This is a genomic window from Nocardiopsis sp. NPDC058631, from assembly GCF_042716955.1.
Lineage (GTDB): Bacteria > Actinomycetota > Actinomycetes > Streptosporangiales > Streptosporangiaceae > Nocardiopsis.
Genome location: NZ_JBHXQY010000065.1, coordinates 20,929 through 35,816 on the forward strand (window position 1 = coordinate 20,929; position 14,888 = coordinate 35,816).

The 14,888-nt window shown below is 71.0% G+C and carries 16 protein-coding genes and 2 tRNA genes; 10 read left to right on the plus strand and 8 right to left on the minus strand.

The window, feature by feature from the left end:
• Nucleotides 1-60 precede the first annotated feature (60 nt).
• Complete coding sequence (locus tag ACFWTE_RS20475) at nucleotides 61-852, plus strand: class I SAM-dependent methyltransferase (protein WP_378781205.1); 792 nt, start codon at nucleotides 61-63, stop codon at nucleotides 850-852.
• A gap of 144 nt (nucleotides 853-996) precedes the next feature.
• Nucleotides 997-2,241 (plus strand): phosphatidylserine/phosphatidylglycerophosphate/cardiolipin synthase family protein, encoded by a 1,245-nt coding sequence (locus ACFWTE_RS20480; protein WP_378781206.1) that lies wholly within the window; start codon nucleotides 997-999, stop codon nucleotides 2,239-2,241.
• A gap of 117 nt (nucleotides 2,242-2,358) precedes the next feature.
• Here the strand turns inward: ACFWTE_RS20480 and ACFWTE_RS20485 are convergent, their stop codons facing one another.
• The 4 genes from ACFWTE_RS20485 to ACFWTE_RS20500 form a co-directional block, all read right to left on the minus strand.
• Complete coding sequence (locus ACFWTE_RS20485) at nucleotides 2,359-2,583, minus strand: calcium-binding protein (protein ID WP_378781207.1); 225 nt, start codon at nucleotides 2,581-2,583, stop codon at nucleotides 2,359-2,361.
• Between the two features lie 257 nt (nucleotides 2,584-2,840).
• Complete coding sequence (locus tag ACFWTE_RS20490; RefSeq protein WP_378781208.1) at nucleotides 2,841-3,266, minus strand: hypothetical protein; 426 nt, start codon at nucleotides 3,264-3,266, stop codon at nucleotides 2,841-2,843.
• Nucleotides 3,267-3,381: 115 nt separating this feature from the next.
• Nucleotides 3,382-4,353, minus strand: a complete 972-nt coding sequence (locus ACFWTE_RS20495; protein WP_378781209.1) for an MsnO8 family LLM class oxidoreductase — start codon at nucleotides 4,351-4,353, stop codon at nucleotides 3,382-3,384.
• A gap of 224 nt (nucleotides 4,354-4,577) precedes the next feature.
• Nucleotides 4,578-4,650, minus strand: a tRNA-Arg gene (locus ACFWTE_RS20500).
• A 417-nt stretch (nucleotides 4,651-5,067) separates the two neighbouring features.
• On the opposite strand from ACFWTE_RS20500, the gene ACFWTE_RS20505 reads away from it, so the two are divergent.
• Nucleotides 5,068-6,174 (plus strand): D-alanyl-D-alanine carboxypeptidase family protein, encoded by a 1,107-nt coding sequence (locus tag ACFWTE_RS20505; RefSeq protein WP_378781211.1) that lies wholly within the window; start codon nucleotides 5,068-5,070, stop codon nucleotides 6,172-6,174.
• 107 nt (nucleotides 6,175-6,281) lie between these two features.
• Here the strand turns inward: ACFWTE_RS20505 and ACFWTE_RS20510 are convergent, their stop codons facing one another.
• The 4 genes from ACFWTE_RS20510 to ACFWTE_RS20525 all read right to left on the minus strand — a co-directional run bounded on the left by ACFWTE_RS20510 (nucleotide 6,282) and on the right by ACFWTE_RS20525 (nucleotide 8,868).
• Entirely contained in the window at nucleotides 6,282-6,686 is a 405-nt protein-coding gene (locus ACFWTE_RS20510) for an MscL family protein (RefSeq protein WP_378781212.1), read from the minus strand.
• A gap of 94 nt (nucleotides 6,687-6,780) precedes the next feature.
• A complete protein-coding gene (cpaB, locus tag ACFWTE_RS20515; RefSeq protein ID WP_378781213.1) occupies nucleotides 6,781-7,431 on the minus strand; it encodes a Flp pilus assembly protein CpaB in 651 nt (216 codons plus the stop codon).
• Nucleotides 7,432-7,539: 108 nt separating this feature from the next.
• The gene (locus ACFWTE_RS20520) at nucleotides 7,540-7,938 is read right to left on the minus strand and encodes an FmdB family zinc ribbon protein (protein WP_378781215.1); all 399 of its coding nucleotides are present in this window, start codon (nucleotides 7,936-7,938) and stop codon (nucleotides 7,540-7,542) included.
• A gap of 297 nt (nucleotides 7,939-8,235) precedes the next feature.
• The gene (locus tag ACFWTE_RS20525) at nucleotides 8,236-8,868 is read right to left on the minus strand and encodes a 5-formyltetrahydrofolate cyclo-ligase (RefSeq protein ID WP_378781216.1); all 633 of its coding nucleotides are present in this window, start codon (nucleotides 8,866-8,868) and stop codon (nucleotides 8,236-8,238) included.
• 202 nt (nucleotides 8,869-9,070) lie between these two features.
• Here ACFWTE_RS20525 and galU point away from each other — a divergent pair, with 202 nt between their 5' ends.
• From galU to ACFWTE_RS20560, 7 genes are all read left to right on the plus strand, one after another.
• Nucleotides 9,071-10,009: a UTP--glucose-1-phosphate uridylyltransferase GalU gene (galU, locus tag ACFWTE_RS20530; RefSeq protein WP_378781217.1), complete on the plus strand. Its 939-nt coding sequence runs from the start codon at nucleotides 9,071-9,073 to the stop codon at nucleotides 10,007-10,009.
• Between the two features lie 119 nt (nucleotides 10,010-10,128).
• Nucleotides 10,129-11,361 (plus strand): gephyrin-like molybdotransferase Glp, encoded by a 1,233-nt coding sequence (gene glp, locus ACFWTE_RS20535; protein WP_378781219.1) that lies wholly within the window; start codon nucleotides 10,129-10,131, stop codon nucleotides 11,359-11,361.
• A gap of 150 nt (nucleotides 11,362-11,511) precedes the next feature.
• A complete protein-coding gene (moaC, locus tag ACFWTE_RS20540) occupies nucleotides 11,512-12,030 on the plus strand; it encodes a cyclic pyranopterin monophosphate synthase MoaC (RefSeq protein WP_378781220.1) in 519 nt (172 codons plus the stop codon).
• Nucleotides 12,023-12,541, plus strand: a complete 519-nt coding sequence (locus ACFWTE_RS20545) for a molybdenum cofactor biosynthesis protein B (protein WP_378781228.1) — start codon at nucleotides 12,023-12,025, stop codon at nucleotides 12,539-12,541. The genes moaC and ACFWTE_RS20545 overlap by 8 nt, the downstream gene beginning before the upstream one ends.
• 250 nt (nucleotides 12,542-12,791) lie before the next feature.
• A complete protein-coding gene (locus ACFWTE_RS20550) occupies nucleotides 12,792-13,499 on the plus strand; it encodes a GNAT family N-acetyltransferase (RefSeq protein ID WP_378781222.1) in 708 nt (235 codons plus the stop codon).
• A 404-nt stretch (nucleotides 13,500-13,903) separates the two neighbouring features.
• Complete coding sequence (locus tag ACFWTE_RS20555; protein ID WP_378781223.1) at nucleotides 13,904-14,536, plus strand: hypothetical protein; 633 nt, start codon at nucleotides 13,904-13,906, stop codon at nucleotides 14,534-14,536.
• Between the two features lie 67 nt (nucleotides 14,537-14,603).
• Nucleotides 14,604-14,680: transfer RNA gene (locus ACFWTE_RS20560), tRNA-Ala, on the plus strand.
• The last annotated feature ends 208 nt before the right edge of the window (nucleotides 14,681-14,888 follow it).

Genomic DNA, 14,888 nt, shown 5'->3' on the forward strand with positions numbered 1-14,888 from the left:
TCCGGCGCGTCTGCGGCGCTGCGACGGGACAAGCCCGACGACCGGTGTGACAGTGGTGGCATGGCTACTCACAGTGAACTCCGCGACTTCTGGGAACGCCGGCTCGAAGGCGACTGGACCGAGAGCGGCGTCGGGTACAGGGCGCTCGGACGGCCCTTCAACACGTGGATGTACCGGGTGCGCGAGGAGGTGTTCCTGCGTGAGGTCGGTGGTCTGCAACCCCGCGCCGCCGACGTCCTCGACGTCGGTAGCGGCACCGGGTTCTACGTGCGCCTGTGGGACGAGCTCGGAGCGTCCCGGATCACCGGCTCGGACATGACCGAAGCGGCTGTGGAACGCCTCCGCGAGAGGTTCCCCGAGCACCGGTTCGCCCGTCAGGACGCCTCGGAGCTGGACGCCTTCGAGGACGACTCCTTCGACGCGGTGTCCTGCATGGACATGCTCTTCCACATCACCGACGACGAGCGCTACACCGCCGCGGTCCGGGAGTTCGCCCGGGTGCTGCGACCGGGCGGCCTGCTCGTCCTCTCCGAGAACTGCCTCCGGCGCCCCGAACAGCGCGGTGAGCACCAGGTCAACCGCACCCTGGAGTGGATCTCGGGAACCGCCGGCAAGGCGGGGTTCGACATCGTCCGCCGCGTCCCCATGCTCATGCTGATGAACGCCCAGGTCGACGCCCCGCTGCCGTGGCGCAAGGCATGGGGCGGTGTCCTGCGCGCGGCCACCGTGACCGCGCCGACCGGCTGGCTGGCGGGCGCCGCCCTCTACCCGCTGGAACGGCGCCTGGTCCGCGGTCGCAAGGAGAGCCCCACCACGGAGCTGGTGGCGCTCCGCCTGCGTGAACAGGGGTGACACGGATGTGACAGCGAACACGGGGCGACCGTGCGAAGTGTCATGCCTGGTACCGGGTTACGGTTGACGTCCACCTTCCACCGGATGTGGCGGCCTCCGAGACCGGGCCACCGGCGCGGTGGCCGTCCTGCTCGGGAGGCGACTTTGCGACGCTCCAGACGTTCCACGCTCAGATCCCTGGCCAAGTGGGGGCTCGTGGGACTGGTGACCACCCAGGTCGCGGTCGCCGCGACCCTCATGGGCATCAACCACTGGCGCAGGAAGGTGCGGCCGCACCGCGCGAACTTCCCCCGGACCGCACCCGCGGAGATACCGGTCGGCGGTACCACGGTCACCGTGTACACCTACGGCGAGGACGTGTTCGAGGACATGCTCCGGGCGATCCGGGGCGCCCGCCACCGGGTCCTGTTCGAGTCCTACATCGTCAAGGACGACCGCGTGGGCCACGAGTTCAAGCAGGCGCTCATCGAGGCGGCCCACCGGGGCGTCGAGGTGTACGTCATCTACGACGGTTTCGCGAACCTGGTGGTCCCGCGGTCGTTCTTCCGGTTCCCGGACAGCGTGAAGGTGCTGCGCTACCCGGCGTTCCGGCCGGGCGTGCTCCTGCTGAACGTCCGCAAGTCCGGCCGCGACCACCGCAAGATCCTCGCCGTGGACGGTGAGGTGGGGTTCGTCGGCGGCTACAACGTGGGGTTGCTGTACGCCACCGAGTGGCGCGACACCCACCTCAGGGTCTGCGGCCCGACGGTGTGGGAGCTGGAGAACGCCTTCGTGGACTTTTGGAACATGAACCGCCTGCCGAGGCACCCGGAGTTGGCGGGGCTGGGCGAGGCCGTGTGGGACGCGCGCTTCCGGGTGCACCGCAATGTGCCGGAGCAGCTCATCTACCCCATCCGGGCCATGTTTTTGGAGGCCATCGACAGGGCCAAGGACCGGGTGCTGTTCACCCAGGCCTACTTCATCCCCGACCGCGAGTTCCAGAGGGCGCTGATCAGCGCGGCCGAGAGGGGCGTGGACGTCAACATCCTCGTCCCGGAGAACTCCAACCAGGTCATCGCCGACTGGTTGGCACGCGGACAGTACTCGGCGCTGTTGAGCGGCGGGGTGCGGCTGTGGCTGTACCAGGACGCCATGGTGCACGCCAAGACGGCGACGGTGGACGGCCGCTGGTCGACGGTCGGCACGGCCAACGTGGACCGGTTGAGCATGACCGGGAACTACGAGATCAACGCGGAGATCTTCGACGAGGACGTGGCCGCGCACCTGGAGAAGATCTTCGCCAAGGACCTCACCAACTGCCGGGAGCTGACGGCCGAGGAGTGGCGGGGGCGGCCGTTCGCGGCCAAGTTCAGCGAGGTCGTCCTCGCACCGTGGCGCCCGCTCCTGTGAGGGCGCCGTCCCGGATCGGGGCGGGCGGGCAACCGGTGCGGTCGGCCGCCCGGCAGGGCTGAGGCCGGACGGACGGTGCCGTCGGGACGCGCGAGCGGGCCCGGGGGCCGTGCCGGGTCAGGAGCGGCGGAGCCTGGGCGGCGGTGTGGGGCCGGTGGAGAAGAAGGGGTCCGGGGTCGCCTTGCGGGGCCGGGGGCCGCCCCAGTGCTGCGGGCCCGGGTGGGGCGTGCGGTGGAGCGCGTTGGCGATCGCCGAGGCGGAACCGCCCCGCTGCCGGGTGTCGGGTTCGGATTGCTCGTCGTCGTCCGGCCGCTCGTCGTCGGCGTGGTCCGCGTGTGTCATCCGAATGCCCCCCGACCTGCTGTTCCGTTTGCTCCGTTCGATCCATCATCGGTCGGTGGGGGCGCAATGTCATGCCGACACGGTGGCGGCTCCCGACGTTCTCCGACGGGCGTCCCGGTGGAACACCGGACGGACACGTGCCAAGGGCGCCGTCGCGGCGGGGCACGGCGGCGGCGTCGTCTCCGACGGACGGACGGACGGGACCGGGGCACCCGCACCCTTCCTCCGACCGCACCCGTGGTCGACCGACGGCCGGTTCAGGGGGTTGCGCTTCCGCGACCTGGCTGGCGAACGGCCCGAAAGTCGAAGAAGCGCAGACCGCCGACCACCGCTCCGGACTCGATCTCCTCCAGGGTCCACGGGTGGGCGGAGTAGTCGTCGACCGCCCGGCCCCCATGTTCGAGCAGCAGCTCGACCAGGCGGCGGATCTCCGCCGTCCCGTCGACACGTCCGGAGATGTCTGCCTGGACCGCCCATTCGGGACGGTGCCCGAGATCCGTTTCGAGGACCGCGACGTCGTCGGGATCCCAGTCGGAGAAGAGCAGACCGGTCCGCTCGTCGTCCACGTCGACGTAGAGCGCGCCGTCCAGGCTCCACGCGTCGCCGTGCCGGGACAGGTGGCGGTCGAGGGCGGCAACGGTCGCGACTCGGTCGGACGCCGGAAAAACGAACACGGTGCGCATGGTCAGAACCTAGGCGGTGGGCCCCGGTGATGGCCACGCGATAGGTGAGCTCCGGGCCGCCCAGGGGTGACCTCCCGGACACCGGACCGCCCCACCCCAATGGACACGCGGCTTCTTACGGGGTCTGGAGCGAAGCGAGGAACTCGTCGGTCCTCCTGACCTCGTCGCGGTCGTAGGTGCTGACGTTCGCGAGAACCTCGGAGCCACCGGTTCGCTTGAGGAGGCCGGTGAGTGAGTCCGCCACCTGCTCAGGGGCGCCGGCGATCGCGGAGTCCATCCAGTCGTCCACCGCCCTGAGCTTCCTCTCCCGGCTCGTTTCGCCGAGCAGTCGACGTACCTCCTCGACGGGGCGGAGCGCGCGGAACTCCCCGACCTCCCGCGAGTCCGCGAAGGCCCAGGCTTCGGGCAGCAGCAGGTCGCGGGCGCGCTCCTCGGTCTCGGCGACGGCGATGTCCACGTTCACCATCAGGTAGGGAGCGGGTGCGGTCGGGCTCGGCCGGAAGTCGTGGAAGTACGCGGCGATTCTGCTCGCATCACGAAGGACCGGACCTCCGATCACCACCGGAAGCCCCAGTTCGGCGGCGAGGGTCAGCCCGCCCTGGACGGCGAGCAGGAACACGGGCGGAGGCTCGACGCCGGGCCTGACAGTGATCTCGGCCCGTCCACTCAGATACCGGCGGATCTTCTCCACGTCAGCCGGGTACTCGCCCTCGTGCAGGACGGTTCGCCCGAGCGCCCGTCGGATCGGAGCGGTGAAGCCGAGCGAACCACCCAGCCCCAGGTCGACCCTGCCGGGGAAGAGCGCCTCCAGGAGTAGCGCCTGCTCGGCGATCACCAGCGGATTGTGGTTGGGGACCATGATCCCGCCCGTGCCCAGCCGGATGCTGCGTGTGCGGGCACCGATCGCCGCGAGCAGCACGGTGGGAGCCGCGCTTGCGATGCCTGGGACCGCGTGGTGCTCGGCGGTCCAGAACCGGTGAAAGCCGAGTTCCTCCGCACGTACGGCTCTCTCGACGGTCGTCGCGATCGTCTCCGCGTCGGACTCGCCACTGCGCGTCCGTGAGCGGTCGAGCAGAGAAACACGCATCAGTTCCTGACTCCATCCGTGCTGGGAGTGGACCCCGACACGATCCGACAGATCCTGGCTCACTCGCAGATGTCACGGACCGCCCGCTACATCCACGCCAGTGACGAACGTGTTCTGCGGAGCGGTGGAGAGGATCGGAGAGGCGTTATGGGGACAACCCGAGAACTGAGACCAGGCCATCGGCCTGGGGTCTCTCTGATCAGAGAAACCCCAGGTCACAGGGGCGGCCCCAGCAGGATTCGAACCTGCGACACCCGCTTTAGGAGAGCGGTGCTCTATCCCCTGAGCTATGGAGCCATGGGTCTGACGGAGGTATGCGTTGCCCCGCCGCCGGGCCAAGCCTAACCCAGGATAGAGGTGAATGGGGTGTCGGTTGCCGTTTCGGGGGTGTGACTGGGGGACTCTGCGTGCATGGCGGAGTACGCTGACCTACGATTGGTTGTCCTGGTGCGGTGTGACGTTGTTCATGGCGCGTGTTGCGTTATGGCCGGATATGCGCGCCGATCGCCCTGAAGGGCGGGTCGGAGCGAGGCTCGCACAGTGATGACCAGGTACTTCACCGAAGGCCGGGGAAGACGGCGGCGGGACGGGCGCGGGTCCGCACCGGGTCGGCCTCCTCCGGCGCAACGGTTCCGTGTGTCCGCATGTGGACATGTAGTACGTTCCTTGCGGTCACGGGTAGGTGTTCGAGGAAAAGCAGCCGGAGGATCATTCGTGCCGTTGATTTCTGATTCGGCGCGGCGCAGGTCCCGCGTACCGGGTAACAGCGGAGCGCTGACCGCATTCGCGACGTTCCACCGCGCCCGGTGTGCCCAGGCACTGTCGCTCGTGCTCGTCACCGCGCTGCTCGTCGTCCCCGTCCACTCCGGCGGGCTCGCCCCGGCCGAGGCTGGACTGGAGGAGTTCCGTGAGCGGGCCGAGACGGCCTCTCAGGAGCTGGAGGAGGGCACTGAACGTTACGTCGAGCGACAGGAGGAGCTGGAGGCCGCCCAGGAAGAGCTGGTCTCGACGCTCCACGAGCTCCAGCAGACCGAGCTCGAACTCGGCGAGATGCGCGAGCCCCTGGCCGCCCTGGCCAGCGCCCTCTACCAGCAGCCGGACGGTGGCATGCTCACCACGCTCACGTCGGGCACGCTCGACGACGACCTCCAGACGCAGTCCTACGCGGCGAAGATCTCCGAGGACAACCAGGCGATGATCCAGGAGGCCACCGACCTGCGCGAGGAACAGGTCGATCTGGCGAGCCAGGCGCAGGAGCTCCAGACCACCACGCAGTTGGAACAGGTCGAGCTGGCCGCTGAGGTCGAGAATCTGCGCGAGCAGTCCGAGGAGAGCTCGAACGAGCTCACCGCGGAGCTGGAGGAGCGCGGTATCGACCCGGAGGCCTACATGGCCGCAGCCGACTGTGACGCCTCCGCCGCGTCGAACGCGGACGGCCAGCCGAACGGCCTGCTGCCGGGCAACTCCCTCTGCGACCTGTACGACGACAAGCAGTTGCGCGCCGACGCCGCCGTCGCCTTCCTCGAACTCAACATGAGGTACGTGGACGAGTACGGCGAGAACATCTGCATCACCAGCGCCTACCGCGACCTGCCCAACCAGAACCGTGTCTACGGCGAGGTCGCTCCGGGGTTCGCCGCTGTACCCGGTACGAGTAACCACGGACTGGGCCAGGCGCTCGACCTCGGCTGCGGCATCCAGAACTTCAGGTCCGAAAGGTGGAACTGGATGGAGACCAACGGGGCGGACTTCGGGTGGACCCACCCCGCCTGGGCCAAGTCCAGCCCCTTCGAGCCCTGGCACTGGGAGTACGGCGGCTGAGTTGGTTCCGGGGGCGGTCCGTGCGGGCCGCCCCCGACGTGTGTCCGGCGGGCCCCCGGCCGTTCGGGAGCACCCGTGGCGCAGGGGCGGAACCCTCGGCGTAGGGGTCAGACGGTCTCCGCGGCGACCTCACTCGTGCAGTGGGAGCACCGGATGGCCTTCTTGTCGATCTCGGAGCAGCAGTAGGGGCAGGGCCGTGTCGTGGCCTCCTCGGCCTTGACGAACCTCTGCATGAGCTTGCCGAGCGGCAGGACCACGAGGAAGTACAGGACCGCGGCGGTGATCAGGAACGAGACCAGGGCGTCGACGAACGTGCCGTACATGAAGCGGCTGCCGTTGATCTCGAAGTAGAGGTCGGCGAACGTGGGGATGCCGCCGAAGATCCCGATCAGCGGGGTGATGAACCCCTCGGTGAACGCGGTGATGAGGTTGGCGAAGACCGTGCCGATCACGACCGCGACAGCCAGCTGCACCAGGTTTCCCTGGAACAGGAACTTCTTGAAGCCTTCCATGGAACAGCCCTACGTACTCGATGTGGTTGGGGTCGCCGGGCGTCCGGGGGGCGCGCACCGGCGCCCGCCAGCTTTCACCACCACAGGTCGGCGGTCAACCGCGAATGGTGATGGACAGGCGCGACGCGGTGGAGTGCCCCGCCAGGCTCCGGGCCTCCGCGGGCGTGGCGGCGATGAGGATGAGCGCGCCGCCCTCGCCGCCCCGGTCGGACTCGGAGGGCAGGGCGAGGACCGGACGGTCGCTGACCACCTCCACGGCCGGTCCCGCCCGAGCCGGGGCGAACTCGTCGGGGCTCCCCGCGGCGAGGACGTCCACCCGGCTGCCGGGTGAGAGGAGGCCGACCGCCCCGGGGTCCGAGACCCGCACGGGGACGGCGACCAGGCCGGGTCCGTACGGGCGGGCGGGAGGGTCGGCCAGGCGGGCGTCGGTGATCACCTCGCCCCGGCGCACCGGGGACGTGAGGGACAGTCCGGCCGTCTCCGTGCCGGACTCCAGCGCGCCGTCGGGGACGGAGCCGGCGGGCAGGGGCCGGGGGGTGAGGTCGCGCGCGGTGAGCGGTGCCGTGGCGTCGAGGTCGCGGGCGGCGACGAGGACCTGTTCGGTGGGCGCCGGGGGCGGGCGTACCGCCAGCACGGCGCTGAGGAGCGCGGCGGCGGCGAGGAGGGCGGCGACGGCGCGCCGGTACCGGTCCAACAGGCGGGTGAGCGCCCTGCGGTGCCGGTAGGGGGGTGGTGCGTTGGTCATGGTCCAACGCTAGGCCGCGGCGGGGCCGATCGGCCGTTGTCCACAGGCCGGACGTGCCGAGCGCCGCCGAGGACTCGGCGGCGCTGCGTCGGTCAACGGCCCCGCGGCTCAGCCGGCCGCGGCGGCGGTGCTGCTGGCCGTGCTGGTACCGGAGCCGGTTCCGCTGCTCGCCTTGGAGCCGGAGCCGGAGCCGGAGCCGGAGCCGGAGTCGGTGGAGGAGCTCTTGGCGTCCGTACCGGAGGAGGCGGTGCCGCCGGACTCGGAGGAGCCGGAGTCCTTGCCTTCGCCGGAGCCGGCGTTGGCCCCGGTCAGGACGGAGCTGTTGGAGGTCTTGCCGCTGTCGGTGCGGTAGAAGCCCGAGCCCTTGAAGACGATGCCGACGGCGGAGTACACCTTGCGCAGGCGTCCCTCGCACTCGGGGCAGACGGTCAGCGCGTCATCGCTGAAGCTCTGCACGACCTCCATCTGGGCATCGCACTCGGTACACGCGTACTGGTACGTAGGCACTGTTCCGGGTCCTCCTTGCTGGCACTCTCGCCCGTTGACTGCTAAATAGTACGCGCTCGCCGACCGGGGCCGCGACAGCACCCGGCGCGGAACGCGCACGGCGGCGGGACCGGTGCCGGATCGGTGACGGCGCGGGGGCGCGACCGCCACCGACAACGCTCCGTCCGGTCCGGTTAATCCCCGGGGCCACGGGCCCGTACCGTCCGCGCCCTCGCCGCCCCGACACGCCGGACCCGGTGCCGGAGAACCGGTGTCCCGAGCCGGGCGCCCCGGCGGCGCCCGTGCGGGGCGCCGGGGTCACGCGGGGCCGCGCCCTCCCGGCCACACCCCGGATCCGAGCACGCGCAGCCCGCCACCGGGCGTGAGGACGGCGTCCACCGGCCGGTCGTGCGGCTCGGCGGGCAGGGAATCCACGAACTCGTCGTCGTGCACCAGGGCGATCGCGGGACTGTGCGGCCCCTTGTACGCGAGCGCGCGGTCGTAGCAGCCCGCGCCGCGGCCCAGACGGTTCCCCTTCCCGTCCACGGCGAGGGCGGGGCAGACCACCGCGTCCGCCCGGGCCGGCGCCCCGGGACCGTAGCGGTGGCCTGTGGGCTCCATGAGGCCGTGTCCGGCGGGGGCCAGGCTGTCGGGCCCGTCGAAGGCAGCCCAGTCCAGTTCGCCGCCGGGCAGGAACACGGGCAGCAGCACGTACGTGCCGCGCTTCCACAGGGCCGTCACCAGCTTGCGGGTGTCGGGTTCCCCGCCGACGGAGTAGTAGCACGCGACGGTTCCGCCCATGGCGAGCCACGGGAGGCCCATCAGGGTGTCCCTGACCGCTGAGCCGATCCGCGCGCGCTCCTCGGCGCCGCGCGCCCTCCGCCGCGCGAGGAAGCCCTCGCGCAGCCGGTCCTTCTCCGACGGTTCCCCGTCACCACCGGTCCCGTTCATGCGCCCAGTGTGGCACCGGGCCGACCGGAGCCGCGAGGGGCCGTCACCGACGCGGCGGCCCGACGGGCTCGGCGGGTCCTGCCGCAGGTGGTGAACTCGGGATGGCGTTTTGCGCTCGTTCTCCCGAAAGAGCGGGAACTTCTTGACACCCGGCAGGGCGTCGGGGCTCCGGGACGGTCGGAGTCTGTCCTAAAGTGCCGACATGAACGACGCATCCGACCACAAGCGACCCCCGGTATCCGCGCCCGTCACCAAGGCGGTCGTCCCCGCGGCCGGCCTGGGGACGCGGTTCCTGCCCGCGACCAAGGCAACGCCCAAGGAGATGCTGCCGATCGTGGACAAGCCCGCGATCCAGTACGTCGTGGAGGAGGCGGTCGCCGCCGAGCTCAAGGACGTCCTGATGATCACGGGACGCAGCAAGCGTTCCATCGAGGACCACTTCGACCGGGCCTACGAGTTGGAGGAGGCGCTGGAGGCCAAGGGCGAGGACGCGCGGCTGCGTTCGGTGCGCGAGTCCAGCGACCTCGCCCAGGTCCACTACGTCCGCCAGGGGGAGCCCCGGGGGCTCGGCCACGCGGTGCTGTGCGCGGAGGCGCACGTGGGCGCGAACCCGTTCGCGGTGCTGCTCGGCGACGACCTCATCGAGTCCGCCGACCTCCTGCGCCGCATGATCGAGGTCAGGGAGCAGCGCGGGGGCAGCGTCGTCGCCCTCATGGAGGTGGAGCCCGAGCAGGTCTCCCTGTACGGGTGCGCGGGCATCGAGCCCACCGACGAGGAGGATGTCGTCACCGTCACCGACCTGGTCGAGAAGCCCGCGCCGGAGCAGGCCCCGAGCCGTTGGGCGATCATCGGCCGCTACGTCTGCGACCCGGCGGTCTTCCCCGTCCTGCAGGAGACCCCGCCCGGACGCGGAGGGGAGATCCAGCTGACCGACGCGCTGCGCGAACTCGCCCGGCGCAAGCCCGAGGACGGCGGGACCGTGTACGGCGTCCTGTTCCGCGGACGCCGCTACGACACGGGCAACAAGGCCGACTACATCCGCACGGTGGTGGACTTCGCCTGCCGCCGTCCCGACCTCGCGGACGAGCTCCTGCCGTGGCTGCGCGACTTCGTCGACCGCCACGACGCCGAGCGCTCCTGACCCGGTCGCGCGGGGGAGCGGCGCGCACGGTGCCGGACGTGGCGACAATGGGACGCGCCTCACCTCCTGAGGGAGGGGAGACGCTCCGCCCCAGGAACCGCGACAACGGAGGAACCCCCGTGAAGAGCGTCGAACAGCACGTCGCCGACGTCCTGGCCCTCATCGCCGACCCGCAGCCCACCGAACTGGACCTGCTCCGGGCCCACGGCTCCGTACTCGCCGAGACCGTCGCCTCGCCGGTGTCGCTGCCGGGCTTCGACAACTCGGCCATGGACGGGTACGCCGTGTGCGCCGCCGATCTGGACACGGCGACCGCCGACGCCCCGGTCCGCCTGCCCGTGGTCGGCGACATCCCGGCCGGAGACCCCTCCCCGACGGCGGTCCGTCCGGGCCTGTGCGCGCGCATCATGACCGGTGCGCCCATGCCTTCCGGGGCCGACGCGGTCGTGCCCGTCGAGTGGACCGACGGCGGCGTGGCCACGGTGGCCGTCGACCGCCCGGTCCGCGTCGGCAACGCCGTCCGCCCGGCCGGCGGCGACGTGGTCGAGGGCGCGGTCGTGCTCCGGCCGGGCGTGCGGATCGGAGCCGGGGAGATGGGCGTGCTGGCTGCCGTCGGGCGCCGCTCGGTGACCGTCTACCCCCGTCCCCGCGTGGTCGTCCTCTCCACCGGTGAGGAACTGGTCGAGCCCGGACGCCCGCTCGGACCGGGCCAGATCTGGGAGTCCAACAGCTTCATGATCGCCGCGGCCGCCCGCGACGCCGGATGTGACGTCCACCGGCACGGGTCCGTCGGGGACGACCCACAGACGGTGCTCGACACCCTGGAGGGCCTGCTCGTCCGGGCCGACGTCGTGGTCACCACCGGCGGGGTGAGCATGGGCGCGTACGACGTCGTCAAGGAGGTGCTCACACGGGAGGGCACCGTGGAGTTCACCCAGGTGGCGATGCAGCCGGGCAAGCCCCAGGGCTTCGGCACGATCGGTCCGGACCGGACCCCGATCATCACCCTTCCCGGCAACCCCGTGAGCGCCTTCGTCTCGTTCCAGATCTTCGTCCTCCCGGTGCTGCGCCGCCTGCGAGGTCTCGACCCCCGGCCCCTGCCGGGCACGCGCGCGGTGCTCACCGCGCCGGTCACCTCGCCGCGAGGCCGCCGCTCCTACCTGCGCGGAGTCTTGGAGGAGCCGCCGCACGGGCGCGGGACCGCGCCCGCGGTGTCACCGGCTCTGCGCCAGGGCTCCCACCAGCTGTCTGCGCTGGCCGGGGCGAACGCGCTGATCGTCGTGCCCGAGGAGACCACGGAGCTGGCCGCGGGCAGCGCCGTCGACGTGGTGCGTCTTCCCGAACCCGCCTGAGGGGCGGGGCCCTCGGCGGGCCGGGACTTCGCGGATCGGTGGGCGGACCGTCACCGGGGTGCCGTACGGTCGTGGTTGGTGGGCTCCGGCGCACCCGGACGCGGCCGTCCCGGCCGTGTTCTACGTACGAGCGCAGAAGCTGGCGGACCGATGAGCGACACCCCACGGGCGGAGAGGGCAGACCATCCCTCCGGCTTCACCCACCTGGACGCCGCCGGCGCGGCGCGCATGGTGGACGTCTCGGAGAAGCGGGTGACCACGCGCACGGCCACCGCCACCGGCCGGGTCATGCTCGGCGCGGAGGCCGTCGCCGCCCTGCGCGGGGGTTCCGTGCCCAAGGGCGACGCCCTGGCGGTCGCCCGGATCGCGGGTATCCAGGGAGCCAAGCGCACACCGGACCTGGTACCCCTCTGCCACCCCATCGCCGTCCACGGCGTGGACGTGGACCTCACCGTCGTGGACGAGGGCGTCGAGATCACCGCCACGGTGCGCACGGCCGACCGCACGGGTGTGGAGATGGAGGCGCTCACCTGCGTCATGACCGCGGCCCTCGGCCTGGTCGACATGGTCAAGGCGATCGACCCCGAAGCCGAGGTCACCGGGGTGCGGGTCGAGGAGAAGACCGGCGGCAGGAAGGGCCACTGGAGGCGCGGTGGCCGCGGTGAGTGAGGCCGGGGGCCGGACCCACCGCGTCGCGGTGGTGACCGCGTCCAACCGGGCGGCGGCGGGGGTCTACCCGGACCGTTCCGGGCCGGTCGTCGCCGACCGGCTGCGCGCCCTCGGCTGTACGGTCGTCGGCCCGTGGGTGGTTCCGGACGGCGCCCCGGTGGCGGAGGCGATCAGCCGGGCCCTGGACGAGGGGGCCGACGCGGTCATCACGACCGGGGGCACGGGTCTCACCCCGCAGGACCTCACACCCGAGGCGACCAGGCCGCTGCTGTCGTACGAGATCCCCGGGATAGCAGAGGCGCTGCGCGCGGCGGGCCGCGACAAGGGCGTGCCCACGGCGATCCTGTCGCGCGGGCTCGCCGGCGTCGCGGAGCGGGGCGGACACCGGATGCTCGTGGTCAACCTGCCCGGTTCCCGGGGTGGCGCGGGCGACGGGATGGACGTGCTGGAGCCGGTGCTCGGTCATGCCCTGGACCAGGTGCGTGGCGGGGATCACATTAGTCCCGAATGACACCGAAAAATGACCGGAATCACATCCCGGGCATTCCGTCCCTCGATAATTCCTTGACCATGGATCGGTTTTCGGTACGTAAGCGTGGGAGTTAGGAATCAGCCGATTCTCGTGTTGCTGGAGTGACGCCCGCCACGTCACCCGGGCGGAGTGGAATACTGGAACCCGTCACCGACACGGGGTGTCCGGCGCTCCCTCCCTCGGGGACGTGTCCCCTGGCGGTGGCGCCGAGGGGATCGAAGGGACGGTCGTGAATCGCAGACAAGGGTGGCCCGTCACGCTGGAGGAAGGGCCGGTGGCACTCAGACCGCTGAGGCTCCGCGACGCCGCCGCGCTGCGTGACACCCGCTCGCGCAACGAGGAGTGGCTGCGCCCGTGGGAGCCGACGTATCCTGAGATGCCGCTGCGTACCACCGGGCTGGCGCCCTATGTGGCGATGCTCCAGTCCATCCGCAGGGAGGCCAGACAGGGGCTGTCCATGCCCTGGTCGGTGACCTACGAGGGGCGGTTCGTCGGGCAGATCACGGTGGGTGCCATCGTGTGGGGCTCGGCCAGGTCGGCCCAGGTCGGCTACTGGATCGACAGCGCCTACGCGGGCCGGGGCGTCACGCCGACGGCGGTCGCTCTCGCGGTCGACCACTCCTTCTTCCGCGTCGGTCTCCACCGGATCGAGGCGAACATCCGACCCGAGAACCGTGCGAGCCGCCGGGTCGTCGCCAAACTGGGGTTCCGGGACGAGGGCGTACGCAGACGCCAGTTGCACATCGACGGTGCCTGGCGCGACCACATCTGCTACGCGATCACCTCGGAGGAGGTTCCCCAGGGAATGCTGCGCCGTTGGCGCGACGGTTCGTCGGCGGGGCCTGGTTCCGACCCCGGTTCCGCTTTGGGGCCACAGGGCCCGAACGGTGGCGGAGATCCGCGTGACCCGGCGAGTCCGCACCCCGGGACGAACTGAACGTGGCACGATCGCGGATGCGTTCGACGTCTAAACCTCGCTTTAGCGACATTGACTCATTACTTTGCGTTGAATTAGGACTGCTCTCCGCAGTCAGCGATTGACCTGCGTTTTTACCTCTGGAGGCAAGACGGCCGAAACTAGGGGTCCACAATCTTGCGACACTCCGGGTGGAATGTGGCGCATTTATGGACACGGGGTCGTACCGTGCGGAACATAGACGCATTGACGATGCGGCCAACGTGTGGATATGGCTCCCGTGAATCGTCCCGGACCCGAGGCGGGTCAGGAACGATGACCCGGCGGGAGGCGTCTCTACCCCCGGGAGTACCGGGAATACCACGGGGCCCGGTGTCGGCGAGGTGTCGATCAACGTCCAGTGGCCGTCATCGGGAGGAGGGGTGATGAGCAGCTCTCCCCTGTACCTGGCCATCGTGGTGGTGTGGCTCATAGTCCTCGTGCCGATGTTGCTGCGCAAGGACTCCGTGGAGACCGTCCACGAGGACCAGCGCCGCGAGGACGAGGAGCCCGAGGACGGCTTCGAGGGCGACGCCGAGGGCGAGGAGGACCCCGACCTCACCGAGACCCGGGTCATCCACCGCGACGAGCTGGAGTCCGACCCCGGTGTGCGGGGCGCGGAGGAGATCGAACTGGCCCGGGAGAGGTACCGCGCCGCCCGCGAACCGCGGGGGCGGGTGATCGCCCGGAGGCGCCGCCGCACCAGCGTACTGACCCTGGTGAACGTCGCCACGGTCGTCGCGGTCTCCTTCGGACTGGGGCCGTGGTGGGTGATCGCGCCGCCGGCGCTCCTGCTCACCGGGCACCTGGTCCTCCTCCGGGAGGCGGCCAAAGCCGACTCCGAGCAGCGCGAGGCGGCCGAGCGGGCCCGGCGCAGGGCCGTTCTGCGCGCCCGCCGGGCCGAGGAGGAGCAGCGGGTCGACGCCGAGCGCGAGGCCAAGGTGATCGCCCTCCAGGAGAGGCGCAGCCAGGTGTACGACCAGTACGCGGACGCGCGCCTCCGTGCGGCCGGGGACTGACCGGGGCCGGGGTGGAACGTGCGGTTCGGACCACCCCGGGATCCCTGATATCGTTTGAAACGTCTTCGGGGCTATGGCGCAGTCCGGTAGCGCACCTCGTTCGCATCGAGGGGGTCTGGGGTTCAAATCCCCATAGCTCCACCAGAAGACCAGGCGGGTCATGTCCCACGGGACGGGCCCGCCTGGATTTTTTTCGCGGTGTGTCCGGAGAGGACGCGCCAGGGGGCCCGAGACGGCCCCCTTCGCTTTTCCGGGGTGCTCGTGGTCGCGGCGCGGGGGCCAGGGCAGAGGGGGTGGGCGCCCCGGCCCGGGGCGGGGCCCCCACCGGGGCGGGGGGGGGCCGCGTCTTATT